Source organism: Pseudomonas sp. GW531-T4 (assembly GCF_017349615.1).
Taxonomy (GTDB): Bacteria; Pseudomonadota; Gammaproteobacteria; order Pseudomonadales; family Pseudomonadaceae; genus Aquipseudomonas; species Aquipseudomonas chlororaphis_I.
In genome coordinates this window covers 17,143-34,265 of sequence record NZ_JACMZT010000032.1, presented here as the reverse complement: position 1 = coordinate 34,265, position 17,123 = coordinate 17,143, and the positions used below count along the sequence as shown (strand labels likewise).

The window sequence follows — 17,123 nt, the reverse complement described above, 5'->3', positions numbered from 1 at the left end:
GACCACTCAAGGAGGCATGATGGCTGTTGATATGTTTATCAAGATCGGCGACGTCAAGGGCGAGTCCCAGGACAAGAACCACAAGGAGGAGATCGACGTGCTTTCCTGGAGCTGGGCCATGGCCCAGTCCGGCAACATGCATGTGGGCGGTGGCGGCGGTGCCGGCAAGGTCAATATCCACGACCTGACGTTGACCAAGTGGGTGGATAAATCCTCCCCCAACCTGATGATGGCCTGCTCCAGCGGCAAGCATTACGACGAGGCCAAGCTGACGGTGCGCAAGGCCGGCGGCGACGATCCGGTCGAGTACCTGACCATCACCCTCAAGGAGGTCCTGGTGTCCTCGATCGGCACCGGCGGCAGTGGCGGCGCGGATCGCCTGACCGAAAACATCGCGCTGAATTTCGGCCAGGTGCTGGTCGACTACCAACCGCAGAAGCAGGACGGTTCCAAGGACGGCGGCCCGGTCAAGTACGGCTGGAATATCCGCCAAAACGTCAAGGTGTGACGCCAGCCACCCTGCAGCCCTGCCGCAGGGTGCTCGGCTTGTACCAGGGGCCACGGCGCAACAGGAGGTTCGATGATGGCCAGACCCGCGTTCATCAATCTGTGGAACAACTACCCGACTGAAAGCCAGCCTTGCGATGGCGGTTGGGAAAATCAATGCGCGATCCGCATGAGCATTACGCTCAACGCCGAGCGAAGCATCCTCGTGGATGGCCACACCTATTCGGAACCGCGCTGCAGCCACGGCCACGCCCGCGGCGCCGAGTCGCTGGCGAACTGGCTGTGGCGCCAGCATCTGGGCCGGCCGAGCATCTTTACCGATGCGGCCAAGGCCAAGCTGCAGCTCAACGAGAAGAACGGGATCATTTTTTTCAAGGATTGCTTTACCCGCAGTGGCGAGAGTCGCGCGGCCGGCGACCATATCGACCTGTGGAGTCGCGGTTTCACCAAGACCTACGACGACCCGGCCAACCACTCCGCCCAGGTGTGGTTCTGGGAGCTGTCATGAGTCAGCGCCGGTTTCGCCTTATGGTCGCGGGCTTGGCGGGTCTGATTTTGCCCGCCTGCGCGCAGAACCCGGCCGACAGCGCCACCCAGGCGCGCTTCCTGGCCCGGGACCTGCTGCTGGAAGAGCGCAATGGCAACTGTCGCGTGCTGGTCCCGCAGCAACCCGGCATCGACCTGAGCCTGAAATGGCCTTGCCAGTTCCACCGTGACCCCAGCGGCACGCTGCGCACCAAGCAGGTGGGGACACGCCAGGTGATCTTGGTGGAAAGCAGCGAGCAATTGCCCTCGCCCAGTCGGGATTGCCGCACCGAGATCCAAGCGCTACGCAGCGGCTCCGATCAGACTCTGGAAGCCTCGTCGGCGGTGAGCCGGGTGACGGCCTGCCCGCCTTTCCAGTGGGATGAGAAAATGTTTATCGGCCTGTTCGACCCCGACGCTTGACCGCACGCCAGGGCTCGGCTCGAAGCCTGCGAACAAGGAGATGGCAATGAACGCCGAACAGCCGATGGGTGCAGGTCAGTTGGGCGGCGCCTTGCGGGCCCTGCGGGATCAACTGCGCAGCCTCGGCTGCGCCGACAGGGATAACTGAAAATGGCCGAGCTGACCCTGCAAGAACGCCTGCAACCCTCGTTGCTCGATCGCCTGACCGACGATGATCCGCACAACCCGAAAGAAGCCGCCGAGCGCCGCGTCATGTCGCTGACCCAGCTCAAAGCGTGCGTGCTGCGCGATCTGGCCTGGCTGTTCAACACCTGCGTGCTGTTCGATCCGGAGCAGGCCGCGCAGATGCCGGCGGGCAACTCGGTGCTGAATTTCGGCCTGCCGCCCCTGGCCGGACATACCGCCTCGAGTGTCGATGTACAGGCCATCGAAGCCTTGTTCAGCGACACCATCGCCACGTTCGAGCCGCGCATCCTCAAAGGCTCGTTGAAGGTTCGCGCGCGACTCGACGGCAATGACATGAGCCACAACGCCCTGAGCTTCGAGATCGAGGGCGATCTGTGGGCCGAGCCGGTGCCCCTGCGCTTGCTGCTCAGCACCGCCCTCGACCTGGAAACCGGGCACGTCAAGGTGACACCGGCCGAGCCCGCCAGGAGACGCCAATGAACCCGCGCATGCTCGAGTATTACAACCAGGAGCTGCAGCATATCCGCGAGAGCGCCGCCGAGTTCGCCCAGGAGTTCCCCAAGATCGCCAGCCGCCTGACCCTGTCCGGCATCGAATGCGCCGATCCCTATGTCGAGCGCCTGCTGGAGGGCTTCGCCTACCTGAGCGCGCGGGTCCACCTGAAGCTGGACGCCGAATACCCGACCTTCACCCACAATCTGCTGGAAATCGCCTACCCGCATTACCTGGCGCCAACGCCTTCGGTGGTGGTGGTCCAGCTGGTCGCCGACCCCAACGAGGGCTCACTGACCAGCGGCTTCACGGTCGAACGCCAGGCCGCCCTGCGTGGCCAGCTCGGCCATGGCGAGCAGACCGCCTGCGAATACCGCAGCGCCCATGCGGTGACGCTGTGGCCGTTGCAGGTCGGCCATGCCGAATACTTCGGCAACCCGGCAGCGACCCTCGGCCGCCTTGCCGCCAGCGTACCCAAGGCCAAGGCCGGGCTGCGCCTGCGCTTGCGTTGCGGCGCCGGGTTGCCGTTCAACGCCCTGGCGCTGGACAGCCTGTCGCTCTACCTCAATGGCGCCGACGAGCAACCTTTTCGTCTGTACGAGCAGTTGCTCGGCAATGCCTGTGCCGTGTTTATCAAGAGCGTCGACGGCGACTGGGCCGAGCGCTTGCCTGTGGAGAGCCTCAAACCGCGCGGCTTCGACGATCAGGACGCGGTGCTGCCAGTGGTGCCCCGGGCCTTCCAGGGGTATCGCCTGCTGCAGGAATATTTCGCCCTGCCCAATCGTTTTCTGTTCGTCGACTTCACCGGGCTGAGCGTCGGTGTGCGGCGCTGCGGCAGCCAGGAACTGGAGTTGGTGGTGCTGTTCGATCGCCTCGACAGCACCCTGGAAGGCACGGTGTCGGCGGCCCAGTTCGTGCCCTTCTGCACGCCGGCGGTGAACCTGTTTCCACGCCGCGCCGATCGCATTCACCTGAGCGAGCGGGTGCATGAGCACCAGGTGATCGCCGACCGCACCCGGCCGCTGGATTTCGAGATCCACTCCCTGACCCAGGTCACCGGCCATGGCAGCGGCCCCGAGCAGCCGTTCCAGCCGTTCTATGCGATCCGCGATCCGCTGCGTTATGGCCGCGAGCAGGCCTACTACATCGTCCGCCGCGAGCCGCGTCGCCTGTCCAGCCAGCAACGGCGCCGCGGGCCCCGCTCGACCTATATCGGCAGCGAAACCTTCGTCTCGTTGGTGGATGTCAACCAGGCGCCCTATCGCCACGACTTGCGCCAGCTCGGCCTCGGCGCCCTGTGCACCAACCGCGACCTGCCGCTGCTGATGCCGGTGGGTACCGGCAAAAGCGATTTCACCCTGGAAGACAGCGCCCCGGTGCTGGCCGTGCGCTGCCTGGCCGGGCCAAGCCGGCCACGGCCGAGCCGCGCGCACGACGCCAGCGCCTGGCGGCTGATCAGCCAGCTATCGCTGAACTACCTGTCGCTGAGCGAACAGGGCCAGGGGGCCGCGGCGCTGCGCGAATTGCTGCGCCTGTACGGCGACCCCGGCGATTCGGCGCTGCAGTTGCAAATCGAAGGCCTGCGCCAGGTGCGCAGCACGCCCTGCACCCGCCGGTTGCCGATGCCGGGGCCGATCGTGTTTGGCCGTGGCCTGGAGATCAGCCTGGAGTTCGACGAAAACGCCTTCCGTGGCACCGGCGTGTACCTGCTGGGCGCGGTGTTCGAGCGCTTCCTGGCCCGTTACGTGTCGATCAACAGCTTCACCGAAACCGTGCTGCGCACCACCGAGCGTGGCGAAATCATGCGATGGCAGGCGCACCCCGGATGTCGACCGAACCTCTGAAACCGCTGCACAGCATCGATCGGATGGCCGATGAGCCCTGGGCCTACGACTTCTTCCAGGCGCTGCGGCGCATCGAGTGCGAAGCCAGCGACCGGCCGCGCATCGGCCATTCCCTGCGCTTGCATGACGACCCGCTGCGCCTGGGGCAGAAACCCGACTGCGGCTTCGCCCCCTCGACCCTGGCCAGCATCGAGACCGACCCCGAGGGCGCCGCGCCGCGCATCGAGCAGTTGTTTTTCGGCCTGACCGGGCCCAACGGCCCGCTGCCGCTGCACCTGACCGAATACGCCCGCGATCGCCAGCGCAACAGCGGCGACGCCAGCTTCACGCGCTTTCTCGACGTGTTCAATCACCGCTTGTTGTGCCTGTTCTACCGCGCCTGGGCCGAGGCGCGGCCGACCGTCAGCCACGACCGCCCCGACCACGACTACTGGTCGATGCGCCTGGCCGCACTGTCCGGGCGGGGCATGACCAGCCTGCTCGGCCAGGGCCCGATCGCCGACTCGGCGCGCTACCACTTCACCGGCCACCTGGCGGCACAGACCCGCTACCCGGACGGCTTGCGCGCGATCCTGGAAGACTATTTCGGCGTGCCGGTGAGCATCGAGGAATACGTCGGCCAGTGGCTGGAGTTGCCGCAGCGCAGCCAGCTGGGCGTGGCGCTGTGCTCGCTCGGCAGCGACCTGAGCCTGGGCACCCACGTCTGGGATCGCCAGCATAAATTCCGCATCCGCCTGGGGCCTTTGAGCCTTGCGCAATACCAACGCCTGCTGCCCGGCCAGGACAGCTTCGGCGAACTGGCCGCCTGGGTCGCCGAGTACCAGGGCGAGGAGCTGGATTGGGAAGTCAATCTGCTGCTACAGCGCGCGCAAGTGCCGCGCATCGATCTCGACGGCCAGACCCGCCTGGGCTTCGACACCTGGCTCGGCAGCCCGCCGACGGATGCCGACGACCTGCTGCTGGTCCGCGAATACGCCAGCCATACCACCCCCTCAAGGAGCCGCGATCATGAGTGAGATCAGCCGCGTCGCGCTGTTCGGCAAGTTGAACAGCCCGGCCTACAAGGCCATCGAAGCCGCCACCGTGTTCTGCAAACTGCGCGGCAACCCCTATGTGGAACTGGTGCATTGGCTGCATCAGCTCCTGCAATTGCAGGACAGCGACCTGCACCGCCTGGTCCGTCAGTTCAGCCTCGACCCGGCGCGCCTGTCCAGGGATATCACCGACGCCCTGGACCGCCTGCCGCGCGGCTCGACCTCGATTACCGACCTGTCCGTGCAGGTCGAGGAAGCCGTGGAGCGCGGCTGGGTCTATGGCAGTCTGCTGTTCGGCGAGAGCCAGGTACGCAGCGCCCACCTGATCGTCGGCATGCTCAAGACACCGAGCCTGCGCCACGCACTCGCGGCCCTCTCCCGCGAGTTCGACAAGATCAAGGTGGAGCACCTGATCGAGCGTTTCGACGAATACCTCGGCGACTCGCCGGAAAACGGCCTGGCCGCCAGCGACGGTTTCAACGCTGGCGCCACGCCGGGCGAAGCCAGCGGCGCCATGGCGCCCAGTGCGCTGGGCAAGCAGGAGGCGCTCAAGCGCTTTACCGTAGACCTCACCGAACAGGCCCGCAGCGGTAAGCTCGACCCCATAGTCGGGCGCGACGAGGAGATTCGCCAACTGGTCGACATCCTCATGCGCCGCCGGCAGAACAACCCCATCCTCACCGGCGAAGCCGGGGTCGGCAAGACCGCGGTGGTCGAGGGCTTCGCCCTGCGTATCGTCGCCGGCGACGTGCCGCCGAGCCTCAGGGACGTCGAACTGCGCAGCCTGGACGTCGGCCTGTTGCAGGCCGGCGCGAGCATGAAGGGCGAGTTCGAGCAACGCCTGCGCCAGGTCATCGAGGATGTGCAGGCCTCGCCCAAGCCGATCATCCTGTTTATCGACGAGGCCCATACCCTGGTCGGCGCCGGCGGCGCGGCCGGTACCGGCGATGCCGCCAACCTGCTCAAGCCGGCCTTGGCCCGTGGCACCCTGCGCACCGTGGCGGCAACCACCTGGGCCGAATACAAAAAGCACATCGAGAAGGACCCGGCCCTGACCCGGCGCTTCCAGGTGGTGCAGGTCGACGAGCCGTCCGAGGCCAAGGCGATCCTGATGATGCGCGGCGTCGCCTCGACCATGGAGCAGCACCACAAGGTGCAGATCCTCGACGAGGCGCTGGAGGCCTCGGTCAAGCTGTCGCACCGTTATATTCCGGCCCGGCAGCTGCCGGACAAGTCGGTGAGCCTGCTCGACACCGCCTGCGCACGGGTCGCCATCAGCCTGCATGCGGTGCCGGCCGAAGTGGACGACAGCCGCCGACGCATCGAGGCGCTGAGCACCGAGCAGGCGATCATTGGCCGCGAGCAGGCCATCGGCATCGCCATCGGTACTCGCCAGCAGGAGGTCGAGGCGGCCCTCGACGAGGAACGCCAACGCCTGGCGACCCTGGAGAGTCGCTGGAGCGAAGAGAAAGCCCTGGTCGATGAACTGCTGGCGACCCGCGCCACCCTGCGCGCCGCCGCCGAGCCGCTGGACGACACCAGCGACGAGGCCGCTGCTCCATCGCCGCGCCTGGATGAAGCCGAACGCACGGCATTGCGCGACAAGCTCGGCGAGCTGCAGAGCCGCCTCGCCACCTTGCAGGGCGAAAGCCCGTTGATTCTGCCCACCGTGGATTACCAGGCGGTGGCCGCGGTGGTCGCCGACTGGACCGGCATCCCGGTCGGGCGCATGGCGCGCAACGAAATCGACACCGTGCTCAGGCTCGACGAGCACATGAAAAAACGCATCATCGGCCAGGACCATGCCCTGGCGATGATCGCCAAGCGCATCCAGACCTCGCGCGCCGGGCTGGACAACCCAAGCAAACCGATTGGCGTGTTCCTCCTCGCCGGCACCTCGGGCGTGGGCAAGACCGAGACCGCCCTGGCCCTGGCCGAAGCCCTGTACGGCGGCGAGCAGAACATCATCACCATCAACATGAGCGAGTTCCAGGAGGCGCACACCGTCTCCACCCTCAAGGGCGCCCCGCCCGGCTATGTCGGTTACGGCGAAGGCGGCGTACTGACCGAGGCGGTGCGGCGCAAACCCTACAGCGTGGTGTTGCTGGACGAGGTGGAAAAGGCCCATCCGGACGTGCACGAAATCTTCTTCCAGGTGTTCGACAAGGGCGTGATGGAGGACGGCGAAGGCCGCCTGATCAATTTCAAGAACTGCCTGATCCTGCTCACCACCAACGCCGGCACCGAGATGATCGCCAGCCTGTGCCGTGACCCGCGACGGCTGCCCGATCCCGATGCCATCGCCAAGGCGCTGCGCGAGCCGTTGCTCCAGGTCTTCCCGCCGGCCCTGCTCGGGCGCCTGGTGACCGTCCCCTACTACCCGCTGAGCGACGAGATGCTCAAGGCCATCACCCGCCTGCAACTGGAGCGGATCAAGCAGCGCGTGGAAAGCGGACACAAGGTGCCCTTCGCCTACGACGACAGCGTGGTCGACCTGATCGTCTCGCGCTGCACCGAGATCGAGAGCGGCGGACGGATGATCGACGCCATCCTGACCAATACCCTGTTGCCGGACATGAGCCGGGAGTTTCTCACCCGCATGCTCGAGGGCAAGCCGCTGGCGGGCGTGCGCATCAGCCAGCGGGACAATGCGCTGCACTACGCATTCGACCCGCATGACTGACGCCCCAACGCGAGCCAGAGGAAGCCGTTTATGGCAATCACGCAAAGCAATCGCCTGGTGCAGGTCGACAGCCCCCTCGGCGGCGAGGTCCTGCTGTTGCAGAGCATGGAAGGCAGCGAGGAGCTGGGGCGATTGTTCCATTACGAACTGGACCTCACGTCCGAAGACCGGGCGATCAAATTCGACCAGCTGCTGGGCAAGCCGATGGGCCTGACCCTGGAGCTGCACGGCGGCGGCAAACGCTATTTCCACGGCATTGCCTGCGGCTGCCGGCAACTGACCGGCCACGGCCAGTTCGCCGGTTATCGGGTCAGCCTGCGGCCCTGGTTCTGGCTGCTCACGCGCACCTCGGACTGCCGGATTTTCCAGAACAAGACGGTGCCGGACATCATCAAGCAGGTGTTCCGCGACCTCGGTTTCTCCGATTTCGAAGACAACCTGAGCGGCAGTTACCGCGAGTGGGAATACTGCGTGCAATACCGCGAAACCAGCTTCGACTTCATCAGCCGGCTGATGGAGCAGGAAGGCATCTACTACTACTTCCGCCATGAGAAAGCGCGGCATGTCCTGGTGCTGGCCGACGCCTACGGCGCCCACTCGACGGTGGCAGACTACGCTTCGGTGCCCTTCTTCCCGCCCGATCAGCAGATGCGCGAGCGCGACCACTTCTACGACTGGCAACTGGCGCGGGAAGTCCAGCCGGGCTCGCTGGCGTTGAACGACTACGACTTCCAGCGCCCCGGCGCCAGCCTCGAAGTGCGCTCCAGCGTCTCGCGCAGCCACAGCAACGGCGACCATCCGCTCTACGACTACCCGGGCGAATACGTACAGAGCAAGGATGGCGAGCATTACGCACGCACCCGCATCCAGGCGATTCACAGCCAGTTCGAGCGCGTGCAGTTGCGCGGTCGGGCGCGCGGCCTGGGCTGCGGGCATCTGTTCAAGCTGACCGGCTACGACCGCGCCGACCAGAATCGCGAATACCTGGTGGTGGTCGCCCGCTATCAGATCCGCCAGGAGCTTTATGAAAGCGGGCAGCTGGACCTGGCCGAGCAGTTCATCAGCGAACTGGACTGCATGGATGCCGGCCAGGCCTTCCGCCCCCTGCCCCTGACGCCCCTGCCGATTGTCCGCGGGCCGCAGACCGCCAGGGTGGTAGGCCCCGCTGGCGAGGAGATCTGGACCGACCAGTATGGCCGGGTCAAGGTGCATTTCTATTGGGATCGCCACGACCAATCCAACGAAAACAGCTCCTGCTGGATGCGCGTGTCGCAGGCCTGGGCCGGCAAGAACTGGGGGTCGGTGCAGATCCCGCGGATCGGCCAGGAAGTGATCGTCAGTTTCCTCGAAGGCGACCCGGATCGCCCGATCATCACCGGCCGCGTCTACAACGCCGAGCAGACCGTGCCCTACGAGCTGCCGGCCAATGCCACCCAGAGCGGGGTGAAAAGCCGCTCGAGCAAGGAAGGCTCGCCAGCCAACTTCAATGAAATCCGCATGGAGGACAAAAAGGGCGCGGAGCAGCTGTTCATCCATGCCGAGAAAAACCAGGACATCGAGGTCGAGAACGACGAGACCCACTGGGTCGGCCACGACCGCAGCAAGACCATCGACAACGACGAGACCGTGCACGTCAAACACGACCGCACCGAAACCGTCGACAACAACGAAACCATCACCATCGGCGTGGACCGCAAGGAAAAGGTCGGCAATAACGAGACCATCTCCATCGGTGTGAACCGTACCGAGGATGTCGGCAGCGACGAGAAAATCACCATCGGCGCCAACCGCACCGAGGACGTTGGCAACAACGAGACCATCACCATAGGCGCGGACCGCAGGGAAAAGGTCGGTGCCAACGAAACCATCACCATCGTCAGCAACCGCACCGAGGACGTGGGCGGCAACGAGACCATCGGCATCACCGGCAACCGCAACGAAACGGTCAAGGGCAACGAAGGTATCGAGATCAACGGCAACCAGAGTACCCAGATCGGCCAGAACGAATCCCGCGACGTTAACCAGAACCGCACCACCAACATCCAGCAGAACGACAGCCTGGACGTCGGCAAGAACTTCTCCCTCACCGCCGGCGACTCCATCACCCTGACCACAGGCGCGGCCAGCATCACCATGAAGAAGGACGGCACCATCATGATTCGCGGCAAGGACATCACCATCGACGGCTCCGGCGCCATCAACATCAAGGCCAACAGGAACGTTGTGGTCAAAGGCCAGAAGATCCTGCAGAACTAGGGCCTGTTTTTAACGCAGCATGGCCCGCGTAGCGCCGAAGGCGCCCAGCGCGCAGCCACTTTTCGTACAGAGCCAGCACAGTGGAGGTGTGTATATGACGATTCAGCACCCGCTACCCATACAGGCCCGCATCGACGCAGTGGTCATCGGCACCCTGCTCGAGCTGCCGCACGCCAGTGCGCCCAGGGTCGTTTACCCGGGTTGCCCGGATGCCAGCGGCGTCGTTGCCCGCTGCACCGCGCTGCTGGGGCCTGCGGATATCGGCGGCCAGGTCGCGCTGATGTTCGAAGGCGGCGACCCGGCTTGCCCCTTGGTGATCGGCCGCCTGCTCGGCGCGGACGCCCCGCCCGAGCCAGCCGCCAGCGTGCGGCTGGACGAGCATTGCCTGGAACTGAGCGCCGAACGCGAGATCGTGCTGCGTTGCGGCAAGGCCAGCATCACCCTGACCCGCGCGGGCAAGGTGATCATCCAGGGTGCCTACCTGTCCAGCCGCTCCAGCGGGGTCAACCGCATCAAGGGCGGTTCGGTGCAGATCAACTAAACGGATATCCGGCCTATGGAACTGCTCAACGCCAGCAAACTGCTTGCGGCCTATACCCAGGGCCTGGCGCCCGATGGCCGCGAATCCCTGGTGGTGGTGGCCAAAGGCACGTTCAACCTGCCGCTGGACGGCCGCGCGGCCACCCTCGCCGACACCCAGCAACCGCTGCTGATGGCCGACACCTTCCTCGGCGAGCCCGGCCTCAGCGCCCCGCTGCAGGAAATGGACTTCGCCCCGGTCAAGCCATGCTGCGATGTCCTGGTCCGCGGCAAGGCCTACGCCCCAGGCGGGCGCCCCGTGACGCAGTTGACCGCGGGCATTCGCGTCGGGCGGATGAGCAAGGCTTTTTCCGTCCTCGGTCCACGGCAATGGCAATCGGGGCTGTTGGGCGTTGCTCCAGGCTTGCCGCAGCCGTTTACCGAGCAGGACATCTCCTACGCCCGGGCGTTTGGCGGCAGCCATCCGATCGCCAACGACCCCCAATTGCGTCACTGCTACCTGGACAATCCGATCGGTTGCGGCTGGTACCCGCGCAGCGCCGACAGTGCCGACATCGTCGGTATGCCGATGCCAAGCACCGAGGAGTTGGGCAAACCGATCGACAGCCCCTCTGGCGACTTCCGCCCCATGGCCCTCGGCCCCATCGGCCGTGGCTGGCCACAACGCGCGCGCTTCGCCGGCACCTACGACGAGGCCTGGCTGGCCGACTGCTTTCCCTTTCTGCCGGCGGATTTCGACCAGCGCTACTTTCAGGCGGCCCCCGAGGATCAGCAGACCCACTACCTGCGCGGTGGCGAGGATGTGCTGTTGCTCAACCTCACGCCCCAGGAGCGCGCGGGCTTTCGCATTCCCGAAATGCAGGTGCCGGTGACCTTCTTCCTGAAAAAAGGCGGCCATGAAACCGTGCAGGCGGTGATCGACACCCTGCTGATCGACACCGATACGCAACGCGTCGAGATCACCTGGCGCACCAGCCGCCCGCTCAAGCGCAACCTGTTCGAAATCGCCCAGGTGCTGGTGGGCAGCATGTCCACGGGCTGGTGGCGCGCCCGCGAACTGGGCAAGGACTACTACCCGTCGCTGTCGGCCCTGGTGAAAGCCAAACGCACGCCCGAGGAGACGCCCTGATGACCGCGCTCTGCATCGTCGGCTCCGGCATGGTCAGCGCCGTTGGCCTCAGCGCCCCCGCGAGCTGCGCGGCGATCCGTTGCGCTATCGACAACTTCCAGGAGACCCGTTTCATTGACCAGGCAGGGGAATGGTTGGTCGGCGCGCCCGTGATCCTGCCTGAGCCGTCCTCCGGATATGCACAACTGGTGGGAATGGCCAGCATGGCCATCGCAGAGTGCCTGTCCGGTCTGTCCGACGAGGACGTCCACGGCATACCGCTGCTGCTCGGCGTGGCCGAGAGCGACCGGCCAGGACGCCTGGAGCGCCTGGACGAGTCCTTGCTGCGGGCCATCGAGGAGCGCCTCGGCCAGCGCTTTCACGAGCGCTCCTGCGTGATCCCGCGGGGCCGGGTGAGCGCCGCGGTGGCATTGATCAACGCACGTAAACTCATCGAGCAGGGATGTTCGAAGGTACTGATCGCAGGTGTCGATTCCTATCTCACCGGGGCGACGCTCGCGGCCTATCAGGAGCGAGACCGGCTACTCAGCAGTCATTGCGACAACGGCTTCATTCCTGGCGAAGGAGCTGCGGCGATACTGGTGACGGCCGTGCGGGCCAGCGAAGAGCCGCAACTGCTATGCCTTGGGCTTGGTTTCGGAAGGGAAAAAGCTACTGTCGAAAGCGAGGGGCTGCCATTTCGCGCGGACGGGCTCACGCAGGCGGTGAAAGCGGCGTTCGATGACTGCGGCTTCGGTTTCGAGCATGTCGACTATCGTCTCGCCGACCTGACGGGTGAGCAGTATTACTTCAAGGAAGCCGCGCTGGCCCTGAGCCGGACCCTGCGGGTACGCAAGGAGCGCGTCGAGCTCTGGAGCCCCGCGGACTGCATCGGCGAGTGCGGGGCCATGAGCGGACCCGCGCTGCTGTGCATTGCCCTGGCTGCCTCGCGCAAAGGCTACGGCCACAGCGCGCAGGTACTCTGCCATTCGAGCAATGATGGGGGCGAGCGGGCGGCGATGGTGCTCGGCTACCAGCGTGTGAGGGCGAACTAGATGGCCAATGAGGTCTACGCCAATGGTCGAGAACTTTCCTGCAAGTCGGCCTCGGGGAAATCGATAGCCTCGTTTCCCGACGTCTGCTTCACCCCGCCACAGGCACCGCCTACCCCCATGGGCGTACCGATCCCCTATCCGAATACCGGCATGTCGAAGGACACGACGCAGGGCAGTCGGACCATCAAGATCACCGGCAAGGAAGTGATGCTCAAGAATAAGAGCCATTTCAAGAAGAGCTATGGCGACGAGGCAGGTCGAGCGCCGAAGAAAGGCATTATCACCAGTACCAACACCGGGAAGGTCTATTTCATCTCCTGGTCGATGGACGTGAAGTTCGAAGGATTGAACGTCGTTCGCCATCTCGACCTGACCACCCACAACCACAATCCGTCTCCTGGCAACACGGCAACCTGGCCGCACACCTCGAAGATGAAGGCGGCCTTCAAGCCGGGCGGCAAGTGCGCCGGCATGGGACACCTGCGCCTGCAGCCCTATAGCAAGGCCTGTCCGAACACAGCGAGCGGAGCGGCGCAAACCGGCCACCATCTGATACCCGGCCGCTGCATGCGCGGCAAGGCCGGCTACAGTCACTCGAAAGCCCCGGTGATCTGCGTGTCGCGCGGCAACCAGCACCAGGGTTCGCACAAACGCTGCCATGCGAAGTTCGATCCGGTCGAATTGGACCACTTCGACAAGGGCAAGCCGTTCAAATACGAAACCGCACGCAACACTGCGGCCGCCTCGGCAGGAGGCGCACTGAGCCCCCCGCGCGACCTGACGAAAAAAGAGCAGGAGTGCGTTGCCTTCCAGCTCGACCAGTACTACAAGGCCAAGCCGAAGAAAGGACCTGGCTGCACCAACACTTTGAACCTCCGTGCCTCGGGCGCGGCGGGCAAAGTCATACCACCCGCACGTTCCGCACCAGCCCCCGCAGGACGCCCATAGGATCTGAACCATGGCAAAGAGCGAAACCGCCCTCTACTTCACCAACATTATCGCGATCGGACCGGAGCAGGCGCTGCTCGGCGGGCATCTCTATCTGGAGGGCGCGGAGCCCAGCGTAACCCGGGTGATGATGATCGACCAGGACGACTGGTTCCATGTCTACGACATTCCCGAGGTGGTCTACAGCGCTCTGCAGAGAGCACCGCTGCACGGGCAGCAGAAAGGTAACTACTGTTTCCTCGGGCGGGCCGGGCTACTCCGTGAACACCCCTCCGGGCAGTCCAGCACCGACACCACGCTGGACATCGACAATGTCTACCTGATGGACCTCTGCGAGGTGGACGGCGAACTGTATGCCTGCGGCACACAGAACCAGGTATTGAGGCAAAGCAAGGGCGTCTGGCAGCGCATCGACCAGGGGCTCTATGTTCCGTTGGTGGACGAGGTCACGGCCTGCCTGAACGGCATTGACGGGTTCTCGCGCGACGACGTCTATGCCGTCGGCGATGGCGGCGCCATCTGGCACTGGGACGGCAAAGGCTGGCAGGCATCGGTGGCACCCACCAACCTGCCGCTTTACTGCGTGCACTGCTCCGCCGATGGTGTGGTGTACATCGGCGGGTCCGGCGGGATCCTGCTACGAGGCAGCGCGCAGGCGGGATGGACAGATATCGGTGATCGCGACCTGTGCGCCGAAGTGCTGGAAAACATGGTTGAGTTCGCCGGCAAGCTCTACGTGACCGCAACCGACCAGTTGCTCGAGTACGACGGCATGCAGCTGCGCGAGACCAAGGTGCCGCTGAAGGGCAAAAAGGCCTACTACGCCATCGATGCCAAGCCCGATGTGCTGTGGGTGGCAGGCGACGAATGCGTGCTCAGTTTCGACGGCAGCACGTGGCGGCGCCATGTTTGCCCAGAAAACTGATCGATGACGAGCCTCAGTATCGTCATCGACCAGCATATTGAGGAGGCCACCTTTCTGGCCGGCCTGCGCGACCTTGCCGTGCACGCCCCCCACTACGACCTGGCGCACCTGCTCGATCTCGACAAGCGCATCGAAGCTCATCTGGATGCTTTGCAGATAGGCGGGCTAAAGAGCCTGGACCTGGTGCTCCAGCAGCTCAACCCCAACGCCGAGGGCGAGATATTCGCAGCCACGGTGCTGGCCTTCGAAGCCGCCAATACTTGCGCAATGGCCCAGTTGGCCGAACATCTGCGCGCCCACCCCGACGGTGCCCGTTATATGGGTGCCGCACTGGGCTGGCTGGACTGGCCCCGAGTCGAACCCTGGGTGGAGAAGCTGCTCGGCTCGCCGGAAGCGTTGTTTCGCTGCATCGGCCTGGCCGCCTGCGGCATGCACCGGCGTGATCCGGGGGCAGTGTTGATTGCAGGATTGGCGCATGCCGATGCGGCCGTTATCGCCCAGGCCGCGCGCATGGCGGGCGAGCTGCGTCGTCGTGACCTGATGCCGGCGATTCGTGCCCACCGCCAGCATAAGGACGCAGCCCCACGCTTCTGGGCCAACTGGGCCACCGCGCAGATGGGCGACGAGGAAGCTTTGGAGCCGCTGCGCCAGTTCGCCGAGCAAGCGGGCGAATTCCAGTACCGCGCGCTCTGCGTATTGCTGGCCTGGCAACAGCGCGAGCGCAGCATCGCCTGGATCCGCCAGTTGATGCAGAACCCCGAGCAGCGGCGCATCGGCATCCAGGCGGTTGGGCTGCTGGGCGACCCGGTCAGTGTGCCGTGGCTGATCCAGCAGATGAGCGACCTGCCGCATGCCCGCGTCGCTGGCGAGGCCTTCAGCCTGATGACTGGCGCCGACCTGGCGCTGCTCGATCTGGAATTGCAGGACCTGCCGGATTTCGATGCCGGCCCGAACGACGACCCTGAGGATGCCAATGTCATCATGGACCCCGATGAGAACCTGCCCTGGCCCGACCCGCCGTTGATCGCAGCCTGGTGGCAAGCCCATGCAGGCGATTTCCAGGCGGGCGTGGGTTATGTGCTGGGGCTGCGACAGAGCGAAAGCAGTTATCGGCAAGCGCTTGTCCGGGGCCAGCAACGCCAGCGTATCGCCGCGGCCTGCGGCATGGCGCGCTTGCGGCCGACCGAAGTGCTTTTCCCCACCAGCGCGCCCGCCTGGCGGCAAAAGGCATTATTGGGAGAACCTGCGGGGTTCGGGCGCTGAACCGGCAACCGCCCCGGATGGCACCAGGCTCCTGCCGCTAACGCCAGCGCATGCTCCCCGCGCCTTATCGCGCGACCGACGCCACGCCACGATTCAGCTGTTCACGCAGGAACTCGATAAACACCTGCACCGGTCGCGCTCCCTGGCGGTGCTGGGGGTAGACCGCCGACAAGGCCAGGGGCGCGGGTTCGAAGTCGTCCAGCAGCGACACCAGTCGCCCGTCCTTGAGCGCCGCCTCGACGATGAAGGTCGGCAGGTAAGTGATGCCCATGCCGGCGATGGCCGCGTCCTTGAGCAACTCGCCGTTGTTGACCCGCATCCTGCCGGTGACGTTGACCAGCAAGGGCTTGTTGCCCTGCCCTTCGAAACGCCACTGCACCTGCCGGCCGTGGCCGTAAGGCAGGCAGTCGTGGCCTTGCAGCTCCTCGGGCCTGAGCGGCGTGCCGCGCTCGGCCAGGTACGCCGGGCTGGCGCAATACACCCGCTGGATCGAGGCGATGCGGCGGGCGATCAGCGTCGAGTCTTCCAGCACGCCGATGCGCAAGGCCAGGTCATAGCCCTCGCCGAGCAGGTCCACCGGGCGGTCACTGAGATCGACCTCGACCGCGACATCGCGATAGCGCTGCAGGAACAGCGGCAACAGTTCCCCCAGGTGGGCCATGGCGAACGACAGCGGCGCGCTCAGGCGAATGGTGCCCCGGGGTTCGACGGTCTGGCCGGCGATGCCCTGCTCCACCTGCTCGACTTCGCTGAGCAGGCGCAGGGCCGACTCGTAATAGCTCTGCCCCAGGGGTGTCACGTCCAGGCGCCGGGTCGAGCGATTGAGCAGGCGCACGCCCAGGCGCTCCTCCAGTTGCATCAGGCGCCGGCTGACGAACTGCTTGGACAGGCCCAACTGATCCGCCGCCGCGGTGAAGCTGCCGGAGTCCATGACCTGGCAAAAAATACGCATGTCTTCGAACGGGTTCATTGTCACTCTCTGGTTGACAGCTGAACGCTTTATAGCCGCTTTTTCGCGTTCCGGCACCTCATTCCACCTGGAAAACCACATCACCTGGTTTTACGCCGGCTGCGCCGCCGATCGCAGGCTACGCCAGCGGCTACAGGGACCGCGATGCCCGTGTAGCCGCTGCCGAGCTTGCGAGGCTGCGAACGGCAACGCAGTTGCCGCAAAACCCGAGTCCGCGATCTGCCTGGAAAACCACATCGCCTGGTTTTACGACGGCTGCGCCGCCGATCGCAGCCTGCGGCAGCGGCTACAGGGACCGCGATGCCTGTGTAGCCGCTGCCGAGCTTGCGAGGCTGCGAACGGCAACGCAGTTGCCGCAAAACCT

At 65.2% G+C, this 17,123-nt stretch carries 15 protein-coding genes; 14 read left to right on the top strand and 1 reads right to left on the bottom strand.

Annotated elements, in window-relative coordinates:
- Positions 1 to 19: 19 nt before the first annotated feature.
- From J4D28_RS22330 to J4D28_RS22265, 14 genes are all read left to right on the top strand, one after another.
- Positions 20 to 508: a type VI secretion system tube protein Hcp gene (locus J4D28_RS22330; RefSeq protein WP_009044340.1), complete on the top strand. Its 489-nt coding sequence runs from the start codon at positions 20 to 22 to the stop codon at positions 506 to 508.
- 75 nt (positions 509 to 583) lie between these two features.
- Positions 584 to 1,015 carry a type VI secretion system amidase effector protein Tae4 gene (locus J4D28_RS22325; RefSeq protein ID WP_028682143.1) on the top strand — a complete coding sequence of 144 codons (432 nt, stop codon included), beginning with the start codon at positions 584 to 586 and terminating at the stop codon, positions 1,013 to 1,015.
- Positions 1,012 to 1,455 (top strand): hypothetical protein, encoded by a 444-nt coding sequence (locus J4D28_RS22320; protein ID WP_053269330.1) that lies wholly within the window; start codon positions 1,012 to 1,014, stop codon positions 1,453 to 1,455. Before J4D28_RS22325 ends, J4D28_RS22320 begins: the two co-directional genes overlap by 4 nt.
- Before the next feature lie 150 nt (positions 1,456 to 1,605).
- Entirely contained in the window at positions 1,606 to 2,121 is a 516-nt protein-coding gene (tssE, locus tag J4D28_RS22315; protein ID WP_009044342.1) for a type VI secretion system baseplate subunit TssE, read from the top strand.
- Positions 2,118 to 3,977: a type VI secretion system baseplate subunit TssF gene (gene tssF / locus J4D28_RS22310; RefSeq protein WP_103331489.1), complete on the top strand. Its 1,860-nt coding sequence runs from the start codon at positions 2,118 to 2,120 to the stop codon at positions 3,975 to 3,977. Before tssE ends, tssF begins: the two co-directional genes overlap by 4 nt.
- Complete coding sequence (tssG, locus tag J4D28_RS22305) at positions 3,959 to 4,993, top strand: type VI secretion system baseplate subunit TssG (RefSeq protein ID WP_103331488.1); 1,035 nt, start codon at positions 3,959 to 3,961, stop codon at positions 4,991 to 4,993. The genes tssF and tssG overlap by 19 nt, the downstream gene beginning before the upstream one ends.
- The gene (gene tssH, locus J4D28_RS22300; RefSeq protein WP_103331487.1) at positions 4,986 to 7,694 is read left to right on the top strand and encodes a type VI secretion system ATPase TssH; all 2,709 of its coding nucleotides are present in this window, start codon (positions 4,986 to 4,988) and stop codon (positions 7,692 to 7,694) included. The genes tssG and tssH overlap by 8 nt, the downstream gene beginning before the upstream one ends.
- A gap of 30 nt (positions 7,695 to 7,724) precedes the next feature.
- Complete coding sequence (locus J4D28_RS22295; RefSeq protein ID WP_016703062.1) at positions 7,725 to 9,950, top strand: type VI secretion system Vgr family protein; 2,226 nt, start codon at positions 7,725 to 7,727, stop codon at positions 9,948 to 9,950.
- Between the two features lie 94 nt (positions 9,951 to 10,044).
- Positions 10,045 to 10,491 (top strand): DUF6484 domain-containing protein, encoded by a 447-nt coding sequence (locus J4D28_RS22290; protein ID WP_103331486.1) that lies wholly within the window; start codon positions 10,045 to 10,047, stop codon positions 10,489 to 10,491.
- A gap of 15 nt (positions 10,492 to 10,506) precedes the next feature.
- Entirely contained in the window at positions 10,507 to 11,619 is a 1,113-nt protein-coding gene (locus J4D28_RS22285; protein ID WP_103331485.1) for a DUF2169 domain-containing protein, read from the top strand.
- Positions 11,619 to 12,653 carry a 3-oxoacyl-ACP synthase gene (locus tag J4D28_RS22280; RefSeq protein WP_103331484.1) on the top strand — a complete coding sequence of 345 codons (1,035 nt, stop codon included), beginning with the start codon at positions 11,619 to 11,621 and terminating at the stop codon, positions 12,651 to 12,653. Before J4D28_RS22285 ends, J4D28_RS22280 begins: the two co-directional genes overlap by 1 nt.
- On the top strand, positions 12,654 to 13,601 hold the full coding sequence (locus J4D28_RS30485; RefSeq protein WP_009049577.1) for a DUF4150 domain-containing protein: 948 nt from the start codon (positions 12,654 to 12,656) through the stop codon (positions 13,599 to 13,601).
- A 10-nt stretch (positions 13,602 to 13,611) separates the two neighbouring features.
- Positions 13,612 to 14,526 (top strand): hypothetical protein, encoded by a 915-nt coding sequence (locus J4D28_RS22270; RefSeq protein ID WP_103331483.1) that lies wholly within the window; start codon positions 13,612 to 13,614, stop codon positions 14,524 to 14,526.
- Positions 14,527 to 14,529: 3 nt separating this feature from the next.
- On the top strand, positions 14,530 to 15,789 hold the full coding sequence (locus J4D28_RS22265; protein WP_103331482.1) for a TIGR02270 family protein: 1,260 nt from the start codon (positions 14,530 to 14,532) through the stop codon (positions 15,787 to 15,789).
- Positions 15,790 to 15,853: 64 nt separating this feature from the next.
- On the opposite strand, the gene J4D28_RS22260 is transcribed toward J4D28_RS22265, so the two are convergent.
- A complete protein-coding gene (locus tag J4D28_RS22260) occupies positions 15,854 to 16,759 on the bottom strand; it encodes a LysR family transcriptional regulator (protein ID WP_041989533.1) in 906 nt (301 codons plus the stop codon).
- Between the last annotated feature and the right edge of the window lie 364 nt (positions 16,760 to 17,123).